This is a genomic window from Sphingobium xenophagum NBRC 107872 (assembly GCF_000367345.1).
GTDB lineage: Bacteria > Pseudomonadota > Alphaproteobacteria > Sphingomonadales > Sphingomonadaceae > Sphingobium > Sphingobium xenophagum.
The window spans coordinates 164,213-181,917 of record NZ_BARE01000002.1 but is presented as its reverse complement, the minus strand read 5'-3'; the positions used below and the strand labels follow the sequence as shown (position 1 = coordinate 181,917).

Below are 17,705 nucleotides of genomic sequence, written 5' to 3'. Positions count from 1 at the left end.
TTGATGGAGGGTTCATTGCATCCTCCCTGCGAGCCTGTTCTGTTCAGTCGTAATAGAAAAACGGGGACGCACATGATTGATTCAGGACGGTTTAATCCGGCAAGGGACGTGGTCGAGACCGCGGGTGAGGAGCATTTTGCGCCTGACACCGATCAACCCACCTTTTCCGTAGCGGAAATTGCGGTTCCAACCAGCCGCTCCACCCTGTTCGATCTGGGCCAGATCGACGTGCGCTGGGACGAGGAGCTGGCGACATTGTGGGCCTTCATGACTCCGCATGAACGGCCCAATTCCAATCTTGGCCTGATTCGCGACACGATGGCGTGGCAGCGCGAAAGCAAGCGCGTCTATGGCGGCGCCGACGGCAGCGGCCGCGACGGTCCGCTCAAATTCATGGTATTGGGGTCACGCTTTCCCGGCGTGTTCAACCTGGGCGGCGATCTGGAGATGTTCGCCGAGTGCATCCAGCGCCGCGACCGCGCCACCCTGCTCAGCTATGGCGTCGCCTGTTGCGAGATCGTCGATCGCATCTGGCACTGCAACGACATGAGCATCATCAATATCGGTCTGGCGCAGGGCGACGCGCTGGGTGGCGGGCTGGAGGCGCTGATGTGCTTCGACGTCATCATTGCCGAGCGTCAGGCCAAGTTCGGCCTGCCCGAAGTGCTGTTCGGCCTGTTCCCTGGCATGGGCGCCTATTCGATATTGTCGCGGCGCGTCGGCCCGGTGCTGGCGCGCGAGATGATTGCCGAGGGGCGCATCTACAGCGCGGACGAGATGTGCGAGATGGGCATCGTCGCCAAGGTCGTCGAAACGGGAGAGGGCGAGGCGGCGACCGCGCAATGGATTCGCGACCATCGCGCCCATCATGCCGGTTATGTCGGCATCAACCGGGCGGGTCGGCGGGTCAATCCGCTGACATTGGCCGAACTGACCGACATTGTCGAAACATGGACCGACACGGCGCTATCCCTGTCCGACCGCGACCTGCGGATGATGCGTCGGCTGGCGTCGGCGCAGACCAAGCTGCGCTGAAGCAGCCCTGCGGCGGCGGGTCAGGCCTGCCGCTGCGGCCGCTTGCGGATGACGGGATCGGGGCGCTCCGCCCCTTCCAGCGGGCCGGCGGCAATCATTTCCGCAACTCGCTCGCTCGTCACCGGGCGACTGAACAGATAGCCCTGCACGTTGGTAAAGCCAGCCTCACGCGCATGGAGTAGCTGATCGGGCGTTTCGATCCCTTCGGCTACCGTGTCCATTGCCAGATCCCGCGCCAGATTGCCGATGGCGCGCACGATCGCCCGATCCTCCGCATTGGAACTGACCCCGGCCATGAAGCTCTGGTCCACCTTGAGCGTGTCGAACCGGTAGGAGCGCAAATAGGAAAGCGAACTATAGCCGGTGCCGAAATCGTCGAGCGCCAGCCGCAGGCCGATGCGCTGCAATTCGCGCAGGATCGTGTTGGTCTGGCCGCTGTCGTCCAGGAAGATCGATTCGGTGACTTCCAGTTCCAGCCGCCGGGCCGGTAGCCCCGTCTCCAGCAGCGCCGCAATGACATTGCCGGGCAACTCGTGCGACTTGAGCGAGGCGGGCGAGATGTTGATGGCGATGCGTACCTCGCCCGGCCAGGAGGCCGCAGCGATACAGGCTTCGCGCAGCACCCAGCCGGTCATCGCCTCGATCATGCCCATGCTTTCGGCGATCGGGATGAATTCGCCGGGCGAAATCGGTCCCAGCACCGGATGATCCCAGCGCAGCAGCGCCTCACAAGCGTCGATATGGCCGCTTTCCAGATCGACGATCGGCTGGAAGAGCAATTTGAGTTCGTTGGTCTCCAGCGCGCGGCGCAGCCCGGTTTCAACCTCATGGACACGGTTGAAGCGTTCCTTGAGCGACCAGTTGAAGCTGGATGCGCGGTTGCGCCCTTCCCGCTTGGCTTCATAGAGTGCGAGGTCCGCATGCTGCATCAGCTCGTCCATGTCGCGCCCATCCTGCGGCGCGACCGCAATGCCGATGGAGGCGGTCACCTGGAGATGATTGTCCGACAGGTCGAAGCCATGGCCGAAATAGGTGATGATTTCCTGCGCGATCGCCGCTGCGGTCACCCTGTCCGTATCGGGGCAGATGATGACAAATTCGTCGCCGCCAAAGCGCGCGATCCGGCCCCGGCCCTGCACGACTTCGTCGAGTCGCTCCGCCACGGCGCGCAGTAACTGGTCGCCGACCATATGGCCCAGCGAATCGTTGATTTCCTTGAAGCGGTCGACATCCATCCACAGGATCGCCACGGCGTCATTGCGCTTCTGGCTGGTTTCGAAGATGTCGCGCAGCCGCATCTGCATCGCCATGCGGTTTTCAAGGCCGGTCAGGCTGTCGAAGCGCGCGAGTCGCTCGAATTTTTCCGCGAGCAGCGATTTGTCGCGCTTGCCGATCAGCGCCTGGACGACGATTCGGTGCGTGGTCGAACTGATTTCGGCAAGCCCCAGCACCATGGCGACCATGGCGATCGACAGGACGCGATAGCCGGTCGATCCTTCCATCCACAGCCCGGTCGCGGTCGGCAGCAGGGCCAGGCACACCTGCCCGATGGCAATCTGGACGCGGCCTGCATTGCGGCCGGAGATGCCGCCTGCATAGCCCGTCGCCATCGACACGCTGAGCATGTGGATGACCGGATTGCCCGATCCGATCAGGGTGACAAAGCCCATCAGCCCCAGCAACCCGGCATAGGCCCAGGCGCCCAGCTCATAGGCCAATTCCCAGTTGCGCGAGGCTACGGCAGTGCCGCGAACCAGCTGGCGGTGAAAGAAAATGGCGGAAACGACGCGAAGTGCGGCAACGACGCACACGGCGATGACAACCGCGTGGATCGCGGCAAAATCGCTCAGGCTGCTGATGGCAATCCCCACGGCGGTGCCGGTGGCCGCGCCGATGGTCAGGGATGCAGGAGACGCATAAAGGGATTCGACCAGGCTCTGCCGCACGTCGGCTTCCTGCCCCGTCCGCTGCGCCATGCGCTTTTCCAGCAATGTCCTCAAAGCGCGCAAATTGGCGGGTCTCCGGTTCCCTGACCCGGTGTCGCATTTTCCCTTTATTTTTTGGTTAATGCCGCAGCAGCAGAGACAGAAAGGGGGATGCGCGGCTTGAACGGGCCAGTCGGGCTGATATGCCACCCGCATCTTAGCCCATAGCCTGGAGCCTGCCCGATGCACCTGCTTGATCGCCCCGTCTGGCACGCGCTTCGCAGCGGTTGGGCGGCGCTGGCGCAGGGCGATGGAGACGCGCTGCGGATCGATCCCGCCTATGGCCCCTTTGCGGCGAGCGCGGATGACGATGCGGACAGGCTGACCGCACTGGCGGCGCTGGCGACGGGCGAGAGCGAAATGTGGTTGGTCGGGCAGGATGTCGCGGTCGCGCCGCCGGGCATGACCATCGCGCGGACCGCGATGCTGGCGCAAATGGTTGCCAAGGAGGTCATCCCTGCACCCGCCCCGCCGCTTGAGTGGAAGGTGCTGGACGAAGGCGATGCGGCGGATATGCGCGCGCTGTCGCTGTTGACACGGCCCGGCCCCTTCGGCCCGCTGACCCACAGGCTGGGCCGCTTCGTGGGGGTACGCGACCATGGGCAACTGGTCGCCATGGCGGGCGAGCGCATGCGCCTGCCCGGCTTTACGGAGGTCAGCGGCGTCTGCACCCACCCCGATTTTCGCGGACGGGGCCTGGCGGGCGCATTGATGCGGATCGTCATGCAGGCAATGCTGGACCGGGGCGAGACGCCCTTCCTGCACGCCTATGCCGCCCATGACCGGACGATCGCGCTCTATGAGACGCTGGGCTTTGCAGTGCGCGCGCGACTGCCGATGACGGTGCTGGTGCGCTGACCCATGAAAAAAGGCCGGTGGATCGCTCCACCGGCCTCTTCCTTGTCATAGCGAGAGCGTTGGACTTAGAAGTCCATGCCGCCCATGCCGCCCATGCCGCCGCCGGGCATGCCCATCGGCGCCTTGTCGTCGGCAGGCACTTCGGAGATCGCCGCTTCGGTGGTGATCAGCAGGCCAGCAACCGATGCCGCGTCCTGCAGGGCCGCACGAACGACCTTGGTCGGGTCGATCACGCCGGCTTCCACCAGGTTTTCATAGACGTCGGTCGAAGCGTTGAAGCCACGGGTTTCGTCATTTTCGCGCAGCAGGTTGCCGGCAACCACGGCACCGTCAACGCCCGCATTCTGGGCGATCTGGCGCAGCGGCGCTTCGATCGCCTTGCGGATGATGTCGATACCACGGGTCTGGTCGTCATTCGCGCCCTTCATGCCGGCCAAAGCCTTGGTGGCATAGAGGAGAGCGGTGCCGCCACCGGGGACGATGCCTTCTTCAACGGCTGCACGGGTGGCGTGCAGCGCGTCGTCGACGCGGTCCTTGCGTTCCTTGACTTCGACTTCCGAAGCGCCGCCGACCTTGATGACGGCAACGCCGCCAGCCAGCTTGGCCAGGCGTTCCTGGAGCTTTTCACGGTCATAGTCCGAGGTGGTGTTCTCGATCTGCTGACGGATCTGGTCGGTGCGGCCCTTGATCGAGTCATGGTCGCCAGCGCCATCGACGATGACGGTGTTGTCCTTGTCGATGGTGACGCGCTTGGCCGTGCCGAGCATCGCCAGCGTGACGTTTTCCAGCTTGATGCCCAGATCTTCCGAGATCACTTCGCCCTTGGTCAGGACAGCGATATCTTCCAGCATCGCCTTGCGACGATCGCCAAAGCCAGGGGCCTTGACCGCTGCGACCTTCAGGCCACCGCGCAGCTTGTTGACGACCAGGGTCGCCAGCGCTTCGCCTTCAATGTCCTCGGCGATGATCAGCAGGGGGCGACCCGACTGAACGACCGCTTCGAGGATCGGCAGGATCGACTGGAGGTTGCTGAGCTTCTTTTCGTGGATCAGAATGTACGGATCAGCCAGCTCGACAGCCATCTTTTCCGGGTTCGTCACGAAATAGGGCGACAGATAGCCACGGTCGAACTGCATGCCTTCGACGACGTCCAGCTCGAATTCGAGACCCTTGGCTTCTTCAACCGTGATCACGCCTTCCTTGCCGACGCGCTCCATGGCTTCGGCGATCTTTTCGCCAACCACGGTGTCGCCATTGGCCGAGATGATGCCGACCTGGGCGATTTCCTTGGTCCCGGCGACGGGCTTGGAACGGGCCTTGAGGTCTTCGACAACCTTGATGACGGCCAGATCGATGCCGCGCTTCAGGTCCATCGGGTTCATGCCGGCGGCAACCGACTTCATGCCTTCGCGGACGATCGCCTGCGCCAGAACGGTCGCGGTGGTCGTGCCGTCACCGGCGATGTCGTTGGTCTTGGACGCGACTTCGCGCACCATCTGGGCGCCCATATTCTCGAACTTGTCCTTCAGTTCGATTTCCTTGGCGACGCTGACGCCGTCCTTGGTGATGCGGGGCGCGCCGAAGCTCTTGTCGATGACGACGTTGCGGCCCTTGGGGCCCAGGGTCACCTTGACCGCGTCGGCCAGGATGTCGACACCGCGCAGGATGCGCTCACGGGCGTCGCGGGAAAATTTTACGTCTTTTGCAGCCATGGGAAAAACCCTCTTTCTTGCAAATGGGAATAGTCAGGAAAAGGATCGGGTTAGGCGACAACGCCCAGAATGTCCGATTCCTTCATGATCAGCAGGTCTTCACCGTCGACCTTGACTTCGGTGCCCGACCACTTGCCGAACAGGACGCGATCGCCAGCCTTGACGTCGAGCGGGGTAACCTTGCCATCTTCGGCCTTCGAGCCGGTGCCGACGGACACGATCTCGCCTTCCTGCGGCTTTTCCTTGGCGGTGTCGGGGATGATGATGCCACCGGCGGTCTTAGCTTCCGCTTCGATGCGGCGGACGAGAACACGGTCGTGCAATGGACGAAATGCCATGTTGATTGCCTTTCCCTTCTGTTTGGGATCGGTCCGGCGCGCGATCCGGGGATGAATCCCCCCGAAAACCGCACTCGCCTTATCCTGCTCCCGATAAACTGCGTCGCTGTTAGCACTCATTGAAAGAGAGTGCTAGCGCGCCCTCATATGGTGCAACCAAAAGGCGGGTCAAGGATTAGTAGCGAAATTTTCGCGGTGATTTTTTCGGGCGACATTTCCCGTCTGTTGCGCGCTTCGGCGAGATATGTCGCCTGCGCATTCTTTGATGGCGGTCGCATCGCTTTTCCGCCGTCCTCGTTGTCCAGTCATAACAGGAAAGGACAGAGGATGCATTTCGGCACAATCGTCGTCGCGGTCGACATCAACGATCCGGAAAATGCAAAGGCCGCCATCGCCAGGGCTGCCGCCATCGCCGGGCCGCAGGGGAAGCTGCACCTGCTCAACGTGCGCTACCACCTGCCGTCGCGCTATTCCGATCTGCTGGTCGGCGATTTCGATCAGCGGGAGGAGGATGAGGCCATGGCCGCGATGCGGCAATGGTCCATGCAGGCCGGACTGACCGAAGAGCAGGTCAGCTTTTCGACCCGGCGCGGCAGGGTGCGCGATGAAGTCATCAGTGAAGCGGAACGAACCGGCGCGGATCTGATCATCATCGGATCGCATCAGCCATCCATGTCGTCGAAGCTGCTGGGATCGAACGCATCGGCCATCGTCCATCAGTCGCCGGTCAGCGTGCTGGTGGTGCGACATAACGGCGGATAGACAGGCGCAGCGGTTGCGGCACGACGCCTGGCTTCCTACCTCCCGCGCGTAGAACAAGCTGGAGCCTGCGCGCATGACCGACACCTATACCCCGCCTGCCGTCTGGACGTGGGACAAGGCCAATGGTGGCCAGTTCGCCAATATCAACCGACCCATTGCGGGCGCCACCCATGACAAGGATCTGCCCGTGGGGCAGCATCCCCTGCAACTCTATTCGCTGGCGACGCCCAACGGACAGAAGGTCACGATCCTGCTGGAGGAATTGCTGGCGGCGGGGTTCAGCGCCGCCGAATATGATGCCTGGCTGATCAGGATCAGCGATGGCGACCAGTTTTCCAGCGGCTTTGTCGCGGTCAATCCCAACAGCAAGATCCCGGCGCTGATGGACCATAGCGTCTCCCCGCCGCAGCGCGTGTTCGAATCCGGCGCGATCCTGCTTTACCTTGCCGAAAAATTCGGTGCCTTCCTGCCGACCGATCCGGCCAAGCGCACGGCAGCGCTCAGCTGGCTGTTCTGGCAGATGGGCAGCGCGCCGCTGCTGGGTGGCGGCTTTGGCCATTTCTACGCCTATGCGCCGGAAAAATACGAATATCCGATCAACCGCTACGCGATGGAAGTGAAACGGCAACTCGATGTGCTGGACCGGCATCTGGCGGACAATGACTATATGGCGGGCGATGAATATAGCATCGCCGACATGGCCATCTGGCCATGGTATGGCGGCGTCGTGCTGGGCCGCGCCTATGATGCGGCCGAGTTTCTGGACGCGGGCAGCTATACCCACGTCCTGCGCTGGGCCAGGCAGATCGACGCCCGCCCGGCGGTGGCGCGCGGACGGATCGTCAACAAGACAAGCGGCCCGCTGAACGAGCAATTGCACGAGCGCCACGACGCGGGCGACTTTGCAACCAGGACGCAGGACAAGTTGGAGGGGGCGGCATAACGCCCCCTCGCCTACCCCCGCATCAATAGCCGACGGTAAAGCGCTGGCGGCTGTGGCGCGGCGTTTCGATTTCATCTACCAGCGCGATGGCATAATCGGCAAAGGATATGCTGCTTTTGCCATCGGCGTCGCTCAGCAACTGGTCGGTGCCCAACCGGAAACTGCCGGTGCGCGGGCCGACGAAGAAGAAGACCGAGGGCGACACATAGGTCCAGTCAATGTCGTCCACGCCGCGCAGATAGTCCAGGAACGCCTTACCCCGGCTGGCTTCGGGCAGATATTCCTTGGGAAATTCCGGTGTGCTGATCAGCGGCACGCCCGGCGCCACCTCCAGACTGGCGGCGCCGCCCACGACCAGATAGCGCGGCACGCCCGACTGGCGCACGACGTCCACCAGCGAGGCTGGTTCGGTATCGGAAAACATCACCGCACTGACGACGACATCATGGCCAGTAATTGCGGCCAGCAGCGCTTCAGGATGATTGACGTCGCCCGCAACCGCAGTGATCGCGGCATGCTGCACCGCCTTTTCGGGATGACGGGCGATCGCCGTCACCTGATGCCCGCGCCGGGCGAGTTCCGCGCTGATTTCCTGCCCCGCACGACCCGTGCCGCCGATGATCGCTACTTTCATATCCATCTCCATAAGTGGTTACCGATGGAAACCAGATAGATAATTGGCTATCAGGGGTGCAAGAAGGCACTTTGCCTTCACCTGGTTACGTCGAGGATACCGCCCATGAGTGCCACGCCAACGCCGCGCATCGGCGACGCCTATAATCCCAACTGCCCAACCCGCCACATCCTCGACCGGATCGGCGACAAATGGGCGGTGCTGGTGCTGCTGAGCCTGAAGGACGGGCCGGTGCGCTTCAACCTGCTGCGCCGCCGGATCGGCGCGATTTCGCAAAAGATGCTGTCGCAGACGTTGAAAAGCCTGGAGCGCGACGGCCTGGTCAGCCGCGCCGCCTTTGCCACCGTGCCGGTGACGGTGGAGTATCGGCTGACCCCGCTGGCAGGCGGGCTGATCGGCATATTGGACCAGATCACCGGCTGGGCCGAAGCCCATGTCGGCGACATCATGGCCGCCCGGCGCGCCCATGATGCAGGGGTGGAGGCGATGGCGGCTTAGGACCGCTCGGAACGAAGGGCTGTCGGTTTCATCCCGCCGCCTTCACAATCTCCGCCCATTCCTCTTCGCTGATCACCTTGATCCCTAGCGCCGCGGCCTGCTTCAATTTGCTCCCCGCCCCCGGCCCGGCGACGACCAGATCCGTCTTGGCACTGACCGATCCGGCTGCCTTCGCGCCCAATCGTTCGGCCTGCGCCTTCGCCTCGTCTCGGCTCATCGTTTCCAGCTTGCCGGTGAACACCACGGTTTTGCCGGTGACGGCGCTGGCGGTGGTTTCCACGACATAATCGGGCGGCGTGACTTCGGACAGAAGATCATCCCAGGCCGCGACATTATGCGGTTCATGGAAGAAGTCGGCGAGCGCATGGCCCACCGCCGCGCCGACATTTTCCACCCCGATATGGTCGGCGATCGCCTTGTCGCGTTTGGCCGACGTGTCAAATGGCTGGTCGCGCAGAGCCATAATCTCTTCCGCCAAAGCGCGCACGGCCGGCAGCGTCGTATAGCGCTTCATCAGATCGCGCGCCGTCACCGCGCCGACATGGCGGATGCCAAGGCCGAACAGCAGCCGCGCGGCATCCGGCGCACGCTTCGCCTCGATCGCGGCGAGCAGATTGTCGACCGACTTTTCCTTCCACCCTTCCCGGCCGATCAGGTCGGGGCGGTGGCGCTTCAGGCGGAAAATATCGGCCGGTTCGGTGATCCAGCCAAGGTCCAGAAATTCCTGGATCGACTTCTCCCCCAGCCCCTCAATGTCGAGCGCGACCCGGCTGACGAAATGGCGCAGCCGCTCGAACCGTTGCGCCGGGCAGATCAGGCCGCCTGTGCAGCGATAATCGACCTCGCCCTCCTCGCGCACCGCCTCGCTGTGGCAGATCGGGCATTCGGGCTTGAAGATATAGGGGGCACCGGGGCGATCACGGTCGAGATTGTCGACCACCTGCGGGATGACGTCACCCGCGCGCTGGACGATGACGCGATCGCCGGGCCGCACGCCCAGCCGGGCGATCTCGTCGGCATTGTGCAGCGTGACGTTGGAGACGACGACGCCGCCGACCGTCACCGGGGTCAGACGACCCACCGGAGTCAGCTTGCCCGTGCGCCCGACCTGAATGTCGATCGCCTCCAGCGTCGTCTGCGCGCGTTCGGCGGGAAATTTATGCGCAATGGCCCAGCGCGGTGCCTTCGCAACGAAGCCCAGCCGCTGCTGCCAGTCGAGCCGGTCAACCTTATACACCACCCCGTCAATGTCGAAGGGCAGGTCGGCGCGCGCACGCTCAATGCTGCGATAATGGTCGAGCAGGGCTTCGAGCGTGTCGACGCATATCAGCCGGTCCGACACCGGCAGACCCCAGGCGGCAATCGCCTGCATCACGCCCAGTTGCGTGTCGGCGGGCAAGGCGCTGTGCGCGCCCCAGCCATGCGCCAGGAAGCGCAGCGGACGGCTGGCGGTGACGGTCGCATCCTTCTGCCGCAGCGATCCGGCGGCGGCGTTGCGGGGGTTGGCGAACTGGCGCGCCTTGTCCGGATCGTCCGCTTGCTCCAGCAGCCGGGCGTTGAGCGCGGTGAAATCCGCCTTGGCCATATAGACCTCGCCGCGCACTTCGAACAGGTCGGGGATCGCGTCGCCCGTCAGCCGCTGGGGTATGTCGGCAATGGTGCGGACGTTCGCCGTGACATCCTCCCCCGTCGCGCCGTCGCCGCGCGTCGCGGCGAGCACCAGCTCGCCCTTCTCGTAGCGCAGCGAACAGGACAGGCCGTCAATCTTCGGCTCGGCGGTCAGTGCGACCGGCGCATCGTCGGGCAACGCCAGGAAGCGACGCACACGGGCAAGAAATTCGGCAATGTCCTCATCGGCAAAGCCATTGTCGAGGCTCATCATACGGACGGCGTGGGGGATTTTCTTGAGCGCGGAGGTGGGAGCCGCGCCCACCTGCGCATTGGGCGAATCGGCGCGGACGAGGTGCGGGAACTGGGCTTCCAGCGCATTATTCTCGCGGATCAGCGCGTCATAGTCCGCGTCGCTGATCTCCGGCGCGTCCTGATCATGGTAGAGCCGGTTATGCCTGGCCACTTCGCGCGCCAGACGCATCAGACGGTTGGCAGCTTCGGCTTCGGAGAGAGTGGCGGGATCGGTCATAGGGGTGGACATAACCGCTGTTATGCTCCGGTGAAAGCGGGTGCGCGCTGTTTCAGATGCCCGCCACCGGTACCGTCTCGAACCGCTGCCCGAAACCGGCGATGATCGGACGGGCCTTGGCGATGGCAGCCTGCACGGCGGGCAGTTTGAGCGAGGCCATGTGGCTGTCGCGGCTGTCCCACACTTCGGTGATCCACAGCGCGTCGGGGTTGGCGGTATCGAGCGCGATGACATAGGACAGGCAGCCGGGCATCGCGGTCGTGCCTTCGCGCAGACAGGTCAGCAATGCGTCGCGCTTGCCGGGTTTGGCGATCATCTGGCCGATCAAGCCGTAGCGGGGCTTGGCCGATTGCGCGGTGGCGGGGATAGCGCTGGCGGCCATGGCGGCGGCGGTCATGCCCAGCATGTCTCTACGGTTATGGGTCGTCATGCTTTCCCCTGCCATGCCATTGTCCGTGTTCCCGCGCAGGCGGGAACCCAGTTCGAAGCGTGGGACTGGGTTCCCGCCTGCGCGGGAACACCGGCACTAAACCCGCTCCAGCAACCGTTCCGCCTGCGCGCGCGCTTCCGCGGTAATTTCCGCGCCCGACAGCATCCGCGCGATTTCTTCGCGCCGTTCCGCGTCGTCCAGCGCATGCACACCTGTTCGGGTCACTGTCCCATCGCTGGACTTGGCGATCAACAGATGGCCAGCGCCCCGCGCCGCGACCTGCGGGCTGTGGGTGACGACCAATATCTGGTTGCTGCGCGCGAGGCGCGAGAGGCGCTCGCCAATGGCGGACGCCACCGCGCCGCCCACGCCCCGGTCGATTTCGTCGAAGATCAGCGTGTCCGCCCCGCCCTGCTCCGCCAGCGCAACTTTCAGCGCCAGGATGAAGCGCGACAATTCGCCGCCCGACGCGATTTTCGTCAGCGGGGCGAAGGGCGCGCCGGGGTTGGTGGAAATCTCGAATTCGACCCGGTCCATGCCCTGCCCGCTCCATTGCCCCTCATCCAGCGGCGCGACCACGGTGCGGAAACGGGCGGCGTCCAGCTTCAATGGCGCGAGTTCCGCCGCAACCGCCGCGTCCAGCTTGCCCGCGGCTTGCTGGCGCTCGTCCGACAGCCCCTGCGCAGCGGTCCGATAGGCCGCCGCCTTCTTGGCAACGTCCGCCTCCAGCGCGGCGATATGCTCCTCCCCACCCTCGATCGCGTTAAGGCGCGCGGCCATATCGGCGCACAGGTCGGCCAGATCATCGGGCTGCACCTGATGCTTGCGCGCCAGGCCGCGCAGGTCGAACAGCCGGGTTTCGATGTCGTCGAGCCGGGCGGGATCGAAGCTCAATGCTTCCGCCACTTCGGCGAGCCTGTCTTCCGCCTCGCCCGCTTCCACCACCGCGCGGTCCAGCGCCTCCAGCACGGCGGCCAGTCGCTCATCCTCCGCCGCGATCCGGTCCAGCCGCCGCGCCGCCTGCCGCAACTGGGCAAGGCCACCGTCGGAGCCAGTCAGGCAGTCGGCAATCGCCGACAAATCGTCGGTCAGGCGCGCCCCCTTCTGCATCGACGCGCGTTCTTCCGCCAGTGTCGCCTCCTCCCCCGGTTCGGGGCGAAAGCGGGTCAATTCATCGACGGCATGGGCCAGATAGTCACGGTCGCGCGCGGCGGTATCAACGGTCGCACGGGCTTCGGCCAATATGTTCGCCGCCTTGCGCCAGGCTCCATATGCCGCGCCGACCGCGCCTGCATCGCAGCGGCCATAGGCATCGAGCAGCGCGCGATGCCCCCGCGCATTGAGCAGACCGCGATCGTCATGCTGGCCGTGAATTTCCACCAGGCACCCGCCCAGTTCGCGCAACAGCGCCGCCGAGCAGGCTGAATCATTGACGAAGGCGCGGCTCCCGCCATCGGCCTTCACCGTCCGGCGGATCAGCAGCGGCTCGCCCGGCTCCATTTCGATACCATTGTCCGCCAGCAGCATCGCGGCGCGATGACCGGCGGGCGGTGGGTCGAAGGTCGCAGTAACGCTGGCCTGCGCCTCGCCAGTGCGGACCAGGCCGCTATCGGCGCGGGCGCCGAGCGCCAGTCCCAGCGAATCGAGCAGGATGGATTTGCCCGCCCCCGTTTCCCCGGTCAGCACGGACAGGCCAGCGCCAAAATCCAGGTCCAGCGCCTCGATCAGCACGACATTGCGGATGGACAAGGCGCTCAGCATGACGCGCTTCTACCCGTCAATGCACAAAAGGGGAACAGGCAAGAAAGGCGACTACGCCGTGCCGCCATGTTCCTGCATCAGCTTGTAGCTGCGCGTATACCATTTGGTGCCGGGATAGTTGGCGCCCAGCACGGCCGCGGCCTTGCGCGCTTCGTCGGGGATGCCGAGCGAAAGATAGGATTCGACCAGCCGCTCCAGCGCCTCGGGCGTGTGGGTCGTGGTCTGATATTTATCGATGACGGTGCGGAAGCGCAGCGTGGCGGCAAGCCACTGGCCACGCCGCTGGTAGAAACGGCCCACTTCCATTTCCTTGCCGGCCAGATGGTCGTTGACCAGATCGACCTTCAACCGGGCATCGGCGGCATAGCGGGTGTCGGGATAGCGGCGGATCAGTTCGCCCAGCGCGTCTAGCGCCTGCTGCGTGATTTTCTGGTCGCGGCTGACATCGGCAATCTGCTCATAATAGCAGAGCGCGATCAGATAATAAGCATAGGGCGCGTCCTTGTTGCCGGTATGGATCGACAGGAAGCGCTGCGATGCCGAAATGGATTCGGCATAGTCGCTGTTCATATAATAGCTGAACGCCGACATGAGCTGCGCCCGGCGCGCCCAGGGCGAATAGGGATGCTGGCGCTCCACTTCGTCGAACAGCGCGGCGGCGAGCTTATACTGGCCGCGATCGAGCCGGTCCTTGCCGCTATTGTAGAGGGTCGACACGTCACGGGCGACATATTGCGTGTCGGCCTTGTTCTTGGACGTCGCGCAACCTGCAAGCAGGGCGGCAAGCAGAAGCGGGGCGGTGGCCGCGCCGATGCGCGTTACGGTTTTCATCAGCATGGGGCGGGTCATAGCCGAGCGGATCGCTGCCGCCAAGCGGCAGAATGGAGTCAGGATCAACAGGCGGTCCGTGCAGGCAGATCGAGCCGCGCCACTGCGCCGCCATTCGCGCCCGGCGTCAGCGAAAAGCGCCCGCCCAGTTGCGCCGCCAGCGCATTGGCAATGCGCAGCCCCAGCGATTCGCTGGAATCATGCTGAAAGTCCGGGGCAACGCCATGACCGTCATCAACGATGCGCAGCGCCAGCGCGCCCTCCACTTCCTCCAGCATCACCGCCACCTTGCCGGGCCGGTCGGGCAGGCCATGTTCGATCGCATTGCTCACCGATTCCGCGACGATCAGCGCCAGCGGCACGGTGACGGACGGCTCGATCGCCAGCCCGTGGGGCGCTGTCACCGCAACATCGATGTCGGTACGGCCACTCGCTTCCAGCACGTCGGCGGACAGCGCGGTCAGGAAGCCGCGAATGTCCTGCCCCTTGCCTGACGGATCGTAGAGCGCACGGCTGATGCGGCCCACCAGCGCCAGCCGGGCCGACGCATCGTCCAGCGCCTTGCGCGCCACGTCATGATCGACATGGCGACGCTGGAGCGCCAGCATGGCCGCGACAACCTGAAGATTGTTGGATACGCGGTGCTGGAGTTCGTGGAACAGAAGCTCCCGGTTTTCCGCCAGCGCGCGGCTGCGCTCGCGCTCCACCGCCAGATGAAAATTGGCGCGCTGCATGAAATGAATCAGCATGATGTCGACGGCCACCACGCCGATATAGAATAGCATGGCGACGGCTACCGCCGGGTTCATGACGAAGCTGTAAAATGGCGCGATAAAGACATACCAGGATAGCAGTCCGCAGAATATCGCCGCAAAAATGCCTGGCCCGATCCCGAACAGGAAAGATGACAGGATGACCGCCGGGAAGAAGGTGACGAACGGATAGCCATTGGGCAGCAGCGGTTCGGCCGCAATCCGCAGCAGCAGCGCCGCGCCGGAAAAAAGCAGCGTCAGTCCATAGGCATAAGCTGGCCGGTCGAGGACGAGCGGAAGGCGTTCGACAAAGCGCGCATTGCTCCGCTGCATGGATGTTCCCCAAATGATCTATCGTTACAGTAGCAGAACTTTGATTCTATGCCTTGATCGAAATTAGTCCATTGCGCGCCCGACATAAAAAAGGGCGCCCGGCTGAACCGGACGCCCCATTTTAACCTCAGTTCGTCGGATGGACGATCAATCCTGGGTCAGGAAGTCAGGCAGACCGCCCGGCGCCTGGCCGTCTTCATTGCCGCCTTCGCTGCGTTCCCGACGCGGACCACGATCGCCACCATCGCGGCGCGGGCCGCGACCGCGATCGCCACGACCTTCGCCGCCTTCGCGACGCGGGCCACGGTCGCCGCCGCCATCACGGCGCGGACCACGATCGCCGCGCGGCTCGCGCGCTTCGCGGGGAGGACGCGTATCCTCCAGTTCTTCGCCGGTTTCCTGATCGACGACGCGCATCGACAGGCGCACCTTGCCGCGCGGGTCGATCTCCAGGACCTTGACCTTCACTTCCTGGCCTTCCGACACGACGTCAGTGGGCTTTTCCACGCGCTCATTCTTCATTTCGGAGACATGGACCAGACCGTCCTTGCCACCCATGAAGTTCACGAACGCACCGAAATCGACAATGTTGACGACCTTGCCGTCATAAATCTTGCCGACTTCCGCTTCCTGCGTGATGCCCAGGATCCACTTGCGTGCAGCCTCGATCTGCGCCGGATCGGACGAGCTGATCTTGATCAGGCCTTCATCGTCAATGTCGACCTTCGCGCCGGTTTCGGCGACGATTTCACGGATGACCTTGCCGCCGGTGCCGATGACTTCGCGGATCTTCGACTTGTCGATCTGCAACGTCTCGATGCGCGGGGCATGGGCCGACAGTTCGGTCCGGGTCGAAGCCAGCGCCTTGCTCATTTCGCCAAGGATGTGGGCACGGCCTTCCTTCGCCTGGGCAAGCGCGGTTTCGAAGATTTCGCGCGTGATGCCCGCAATCTTGATGTCCATCTGCATCGTGGTGATGCCTTCGGACGTACCGGCCACCTTGAAGTCCATGTCGCCCAGATGATCTTCATCACCCAGAATGTCGGACAGGACGGCAAAATTCTTGCCTTCCAGAATCAGGCCCATGGCGATGCCGGACACCGGGCGCTTCAATGGCACGCCTGCATCCATCATCGACAGCGAACCGCCGCAGACAGTCGCCATCGAGGACGAACCATTGGATTCGGTGATGTCGGACAGGACGCGGATCGTGTAGGGGAACTCGTCCTTGCTGGGCAGCACGGGGTGCAGCGCACGCCAGGCCAGCTTGCCATGACCCACTTCACGACGACCCGGCGCGCCGAAGCGGCCGACTTCACCGACCGAATAGGGCGGGAAGTTATAGTGCAGCATGAAATTTTCATAATGCAGGCCAGTCAGGCCGTCGATCATCTGCTCGGCGTCCTTGGTGCCAAGCGTGGTGGTGCAGATGGACTGCGTTTCACCGCGCGTGAACAGGGCCGATCCATGGGTGCGGGGCAGGAAGCCGACCATCGCTTCGATCGGGCGGATCTGCGTGGTCGTGCGACCGTCGATGCGCTTGCCGTCCTTCAGGATGGCGCCGCGCACGATTTCCGCTTCCAGCTTCTTGGTCAGCTTGATGCCGGCCATGACGGTCTGGGCGTCGAGACCATCGGCAACGAACGACGCCTTTGCCTTGGCGCGGGCTTCGTTCAGCGCGTTGGAACGCGCCGACTTGTCGGTCAGCTTGTAGGCGGCGGTGATGTCCTTGCCGATCAGCTTCTTCAGCTTCTTCTTCAGGTCATCGAGATTGTCGCCCTGCGGCATGTCCCAAGGATCCTTGGCCGCCTTTTCAGCCAGGCTGATGATGGCGTCGACAATCTTCTTGCTCGCGTCATGCGCGAACAGGACGGCGCCCAGCATGACTTCTTCCGAAAGCTCCTTGGCTTCGGATTCGACCATCATCACAGCGTCATAGGTGGCGGCGACGACCAGATCGAGTTCACCGGCCTTTGCCTCGTCCAGCGACGGGTTGAGCTGATATTCGCCATCCTTGTAACCAACGCGGGCCGCGCCGATCGGTCCCATGAAGGGCACGCCGGACAGGGTCAGCGCAGCCGACGCGGCGATCATCGCCACAATGTCCGGCTCGCTTTCGCCGTCGAACGACAGAACCTGGGCGATGACGTTGATTTCGTTGTAGAAACCTTCGGGGAACAGCGGACGGATCGGACGGTCGATCAGGCGGGAAACCAGCGTTTCCTTTTCGGTCGCGCCGCGCTCACGCTTGAAAAAGCCGCCGGGAATGCGGCCGGCGGCGGAATATTTTTCCTGATAGTGAACGGTCAGGGGGAAGAAATCCTGGCCTTCCTTCACGCTCTTGGCGGCGGTCACGGCGCACAGCACCACGGTTTCGCCATAGGTCGCCAGCACGGCGGCGTCAGCCTGACGGGCAATGCGGCCGGTTTCGAGGGTCAGCGTCTTGCCGGCCAGCTCGATCGATACTTTCTTGACATCAAACATAGTTTTTTCCTTCGCCCGCGTCGGCCCTATTGCCGGGCGGGGCCTTTGGCGGAGCCGGTGAGGCTCCATGGGTGAGGAGCGAACTCCTCATATCCGTTCGCCCTGAGCGAAGTCGAAGGGCTTAGCTGAGCGCAGGCGAAGCAAACTTCGCTTCGCTCAGCAGAAGGCTTCGACAGGCTCGGCCCGAACGGTGTGGGGAAGTGTCCCCCGTA

At 63.8% G+C, this 17,705-nt stretch carries 15 protein-coding genes; 5 read left to right on the top strand and 10 right to left on the bottom strand.

Annotated elements, in window-relative coordinates:
- Positions 1–72 precede the first annotated feature (72 nt).
- Entirely contained in the window at positions 73–1,035 is a 963-nt protein-coding gene (locus SX1_RS02305; RefSeq protein ID WP_026149421.1) for a crotonase/enoyl-CoA hydratase family protein, read from the top strand.
- Positions 1,036–1,055: 20 nt separating this feature from the next.
- On the opposite strand, the gene SX1_RS02300 is transcribed toward SX1_RS02305, so the two are convergent.
- The gene (locus SX1_RS02300) at positions 1,056–3,011 is read right to left on the bottom strand and encodes a putative bifunctional diguanylate cyclase/phosphodiesterase (protein WP_019051741.1); all 1,956 of its coding nucleotides are present in this window, start codon (positions 3,009–3,011) and stop codon (positions 1,056–1,058) included.
- A 192-nt stretch (positions 3,012–3,203) separates the two neighbouring features.
- Here SX1_RS02300 and SX1_RS02295 point away from each other — a divergent pair, with 192 nt between their 5' ends.
- Positions 3,204–3,878: a GNAT family N-acetyltransferase gene (locus tag SX1_RS02295; protein WP_019051740.1), complete on the top strand. Its 675-nt coding sequence runs from the start codon at positions 3,204–3,206 to the stop codon at positions 3,876–3,878.
- Positions 3,879–3,943: 65 nt separating this feature from the next.
- Here SX1_RS02295 and groL read toward each other — a convergent pair whose 3' ends face one another.
- Together groL and groES are read right to left on the bottom strand one after the other, a co-directional pair.
- Positions 3,944–5,590 carry a chaperonin GroEL gene (gene groL, locus SX1_RS02290; RefSeq protein ID WP_019051739.1) on the bottom strand — a complete coding sequence of 549 codons (1,647 nt, stop codon included), beginning with the start codon at positions 5,588–5,590 and terminating at the stop codon, positions 3,944–3,946.
- A 50-nt stretch (positions 5,591–5,640) separates the two neighbouring features.
- Entirely contained in the window at positions 5,641–5,928 is a 288-nt protein-coding gene (gene groES / locus SX1_RS02285; protein WP_007704439.1) for a co-chaperone GroES, read from the bottom strand.
- 327 nt (positions 5,929–6,255) lie between these two features.
- On the opposite strand from groES, the gene SX1_RS02280 reads away from it, so the two are divergent.
- Positions 6,256–6,690: a universal stress protein gene (locus SX1_RS02280; protein WP_019051738.1), complete on the top strand. Its 435-nt coding sequence runs from the start codon at positions 6,256–6,258 to the stop codon at positions 6,688–6,690.
- A 73-nt stretch (positions 6,691–6,763) separates the two neighbouring features.
- Positions 6,764–7,633, top strand: a complete 870-nt coding sequence (gene yghU / locus SX1_RS02275; protein ID WP_019051737.1) for a glutathione-dependent disulfide-bond oxidoreductase — start codon at positions 6,764–6,766, stop codon at positions 7,631–7,633.
- 22 nt (positions 7,634–7,655) lie between these two features.
- Here the strand turns inward: yghU and SX1_RS02270 are convergent, their stop codons facing one another.
- Positions 7,656–8,267 carry an NAD(P)-dependent oxidoreductase gene (locus SX1_RS02270; RefSeq protein WP_026149420.1) on the bottom strand — a complete coding sequence of 204 codons (612 nt, stop codon included), beginning with the start codon at positions 8,265–8,267 and terminating at the stop codon, positions 7,656–7,658.
- A 105-nt stretch (positions 8,268–8,372) separates the two neighbouring features.
- Between SX1_RS02270 and SX1_RS02265 the strand changes: the two genes are divergently transcribed.
- Complete coding sequence (locus tag SX1_RS02265; protein WP_019051735.1) at positions 8,373–8,765, top strand: winged helix-turn-helix transcriptional regulator; 393 nt, start codon at positions 8,373–8,375, stop codon at positions 8,763–8,765.
- A gap of 28 nt (positions 8,766–8,793) precedes the next feature.
- Here the strand turns inward: SX1_RS02265 and ligA are convergent, their stop codons facing one another.
- The 6 genes from ligA to pnp form a co-directional block, all read right to left on the bottom strand.
- On the bottom strand, positions 8,794–10,905 hold the full coding sequence (gene ligA / locus SX1_RS02260) for an NAD-dependent DNA ligase LigA (RefSeq protein WP_019051734.1): 2,112 nt from the start codon (positions 10,903–10,905) through the stop codon (positions 8,794–8,796).
- Between the two features lie 52 nt (positions 10,906–10,957).
- Positions 10,958–11,311, bottom strand: a complete 354-nt coding sequence (locus SX1_RS02255; protein ID WP_019051733.1) for a putative quinol monooxygenase — start codon at positions 11,309–11,311, stop codon at positions 10,958–10,960.
- Between the two features lie 120 nt (positions 11,312–11,431).
- On the bottom strand, positions 11,432–13,096 hold the full coding sequence (gene recN, locus SX1_RS02250) for a DNA repair protein RecN (protein WP_019051732.1): 1,665 nt from the start codon (positions 13,094–13,096) through the stop codon (positions 11,432–11,434).
- A gap of 51 nt (positions 13,097–13,147) precedes the next feature.
- Positions 13,148–13,933, bottom strand: a complete 786-nt coding sequence (locus SX1_RS02245; RefSeq protein WP_026149419.1) for an outer membrane protein assembly factor BamD — start codon at positions 13,931–13,933, stop codon at positions 13,148–13,150.
- 56 nt (positions 13,934–13,989) lie between these two features.
- The gene (locus tag SX1_RS02240; protein ID WP_017184377.1) at positions 13,990–15,009 is read right to left on the bottom strand and encodes a sensor histidine kinase; all 1,020 of its coding nucleotides are present in this window, start codon (positions 15,007–15,009) and stop codon (positions 13,990–13,992) included.
- Between the two features lie 147 nt (positions 15,010–15,156).
- Complete coding sequence (gene pnp / locus SX1_RS02235) at positions 15,157–17,493, bottom strand: polyribonucleotide nucleotidyltransferase (protein WP_019051730.1); 2,337 nt, start codon at positions 17,491–17,493, stop codon at positions 15,157–15,159.
- Between the last annotated feature and the right edge of the window lie 212 nt (positions 17,494–17,705).

Coding starts and splice junctions, on each gene's coding strand:
- SX1_RS02305 (WP_026149421.1), top strand. CDS start 73: ATGATTGATTCAGGACGGTTTAATCCGGCAAGGGACGTGGTCGAGACC.
- SX1_RS02300 (WP_019051741.1), bottom strand. CDS start 3,011: ATGGCGCAGCGGACGGGGCAGGAAGCCGACGTGCGGCAGAGCCTGGTC.
- SX1_RS02295 (WP_019051740.1), top strand. CDS start 3,204: ATGCACCTGCTTGATCGCCCCGTCTGGCACGCGCTTCGCAGCGGTTGG.
- groL (WP_019051739.1), bottom strand. CDS start 5,590: ATGGCTGCAAAAGACGTAAAATTTTCCCGCGACGCCCGTGAGCGCATC.
- groES (WP_007704439.1), bottom strand. CDS start 5,928: ATGGCATTTCGTCCATTGCACGACCGTGTTCTCGTCCGCCGCATCGAA.
- SX1_RS02280 (WP_019051738.1), top strand. CDS start 6,256: ATGCATTTCGGCACAATCGTCGTCGCGGTCGACATCAACGATCCGGAA.
- yghU (WP_019051737.1), top strand. CDS start 6,764: ATGACCGACACCTATACCCCGCCTGCCGTCTGGACGTGGGACAAGGCC.
- SX1_RS02270 (WP_026149420.1), bottom strand. CDS start 8,267: ATGAAAGTAGCGATCATCGGCGGCACGGGTCGTGCGGGGCAGGAAATC.
- SX1_RS02265 (WP_019051735.1), top strand. CDS start 8,373: ATGAGTGCCACGCCAACGCCGCGCATCGGCGACGCCTATAATCCCAAC.
- ligA (WP_019051734.1), bottom strand. CDS start 10,905: ATGACCGATCCCGCCACTCTCTCCGAAGCCGAAGCTGCCAACCGTCTG.
- SX1_RS02255 (WP_019051733.1), bottom strand. CDS start 11,311: ATGCTGGGCATGACCGCCGCCGCCATGGCCGCCAGCGCTATCCCCGCC.
- recN (WP_019051732.1), bottom strand. CDS start 13,096: ATGCTGAGCGCCTTGTCCATCCGCAATGTCGTGCTGATCGAGGCGCTG.
- SX1_RS02245 (WP_026149419.1), bottom strand. CDS start 13,933: ATGCTGATGAAAACCGTAACGCGCATCGGCGCGGCCACCGCCCCGCTT.
- SX1_RS02240 (WP_017184377.1), bottom strand. CDS start 15,009: ATGCAGCGGAGCAATGCGCGCTTTGTCGAACGCCTTCCGCTCGTCCTC.
- pnp (WP_019051730.1), bottom strand. CDS start 17,493: ATGTTTGATGTCAAGAAAGTATCGATCGAGCTGGCCGGCAAGACGCTG.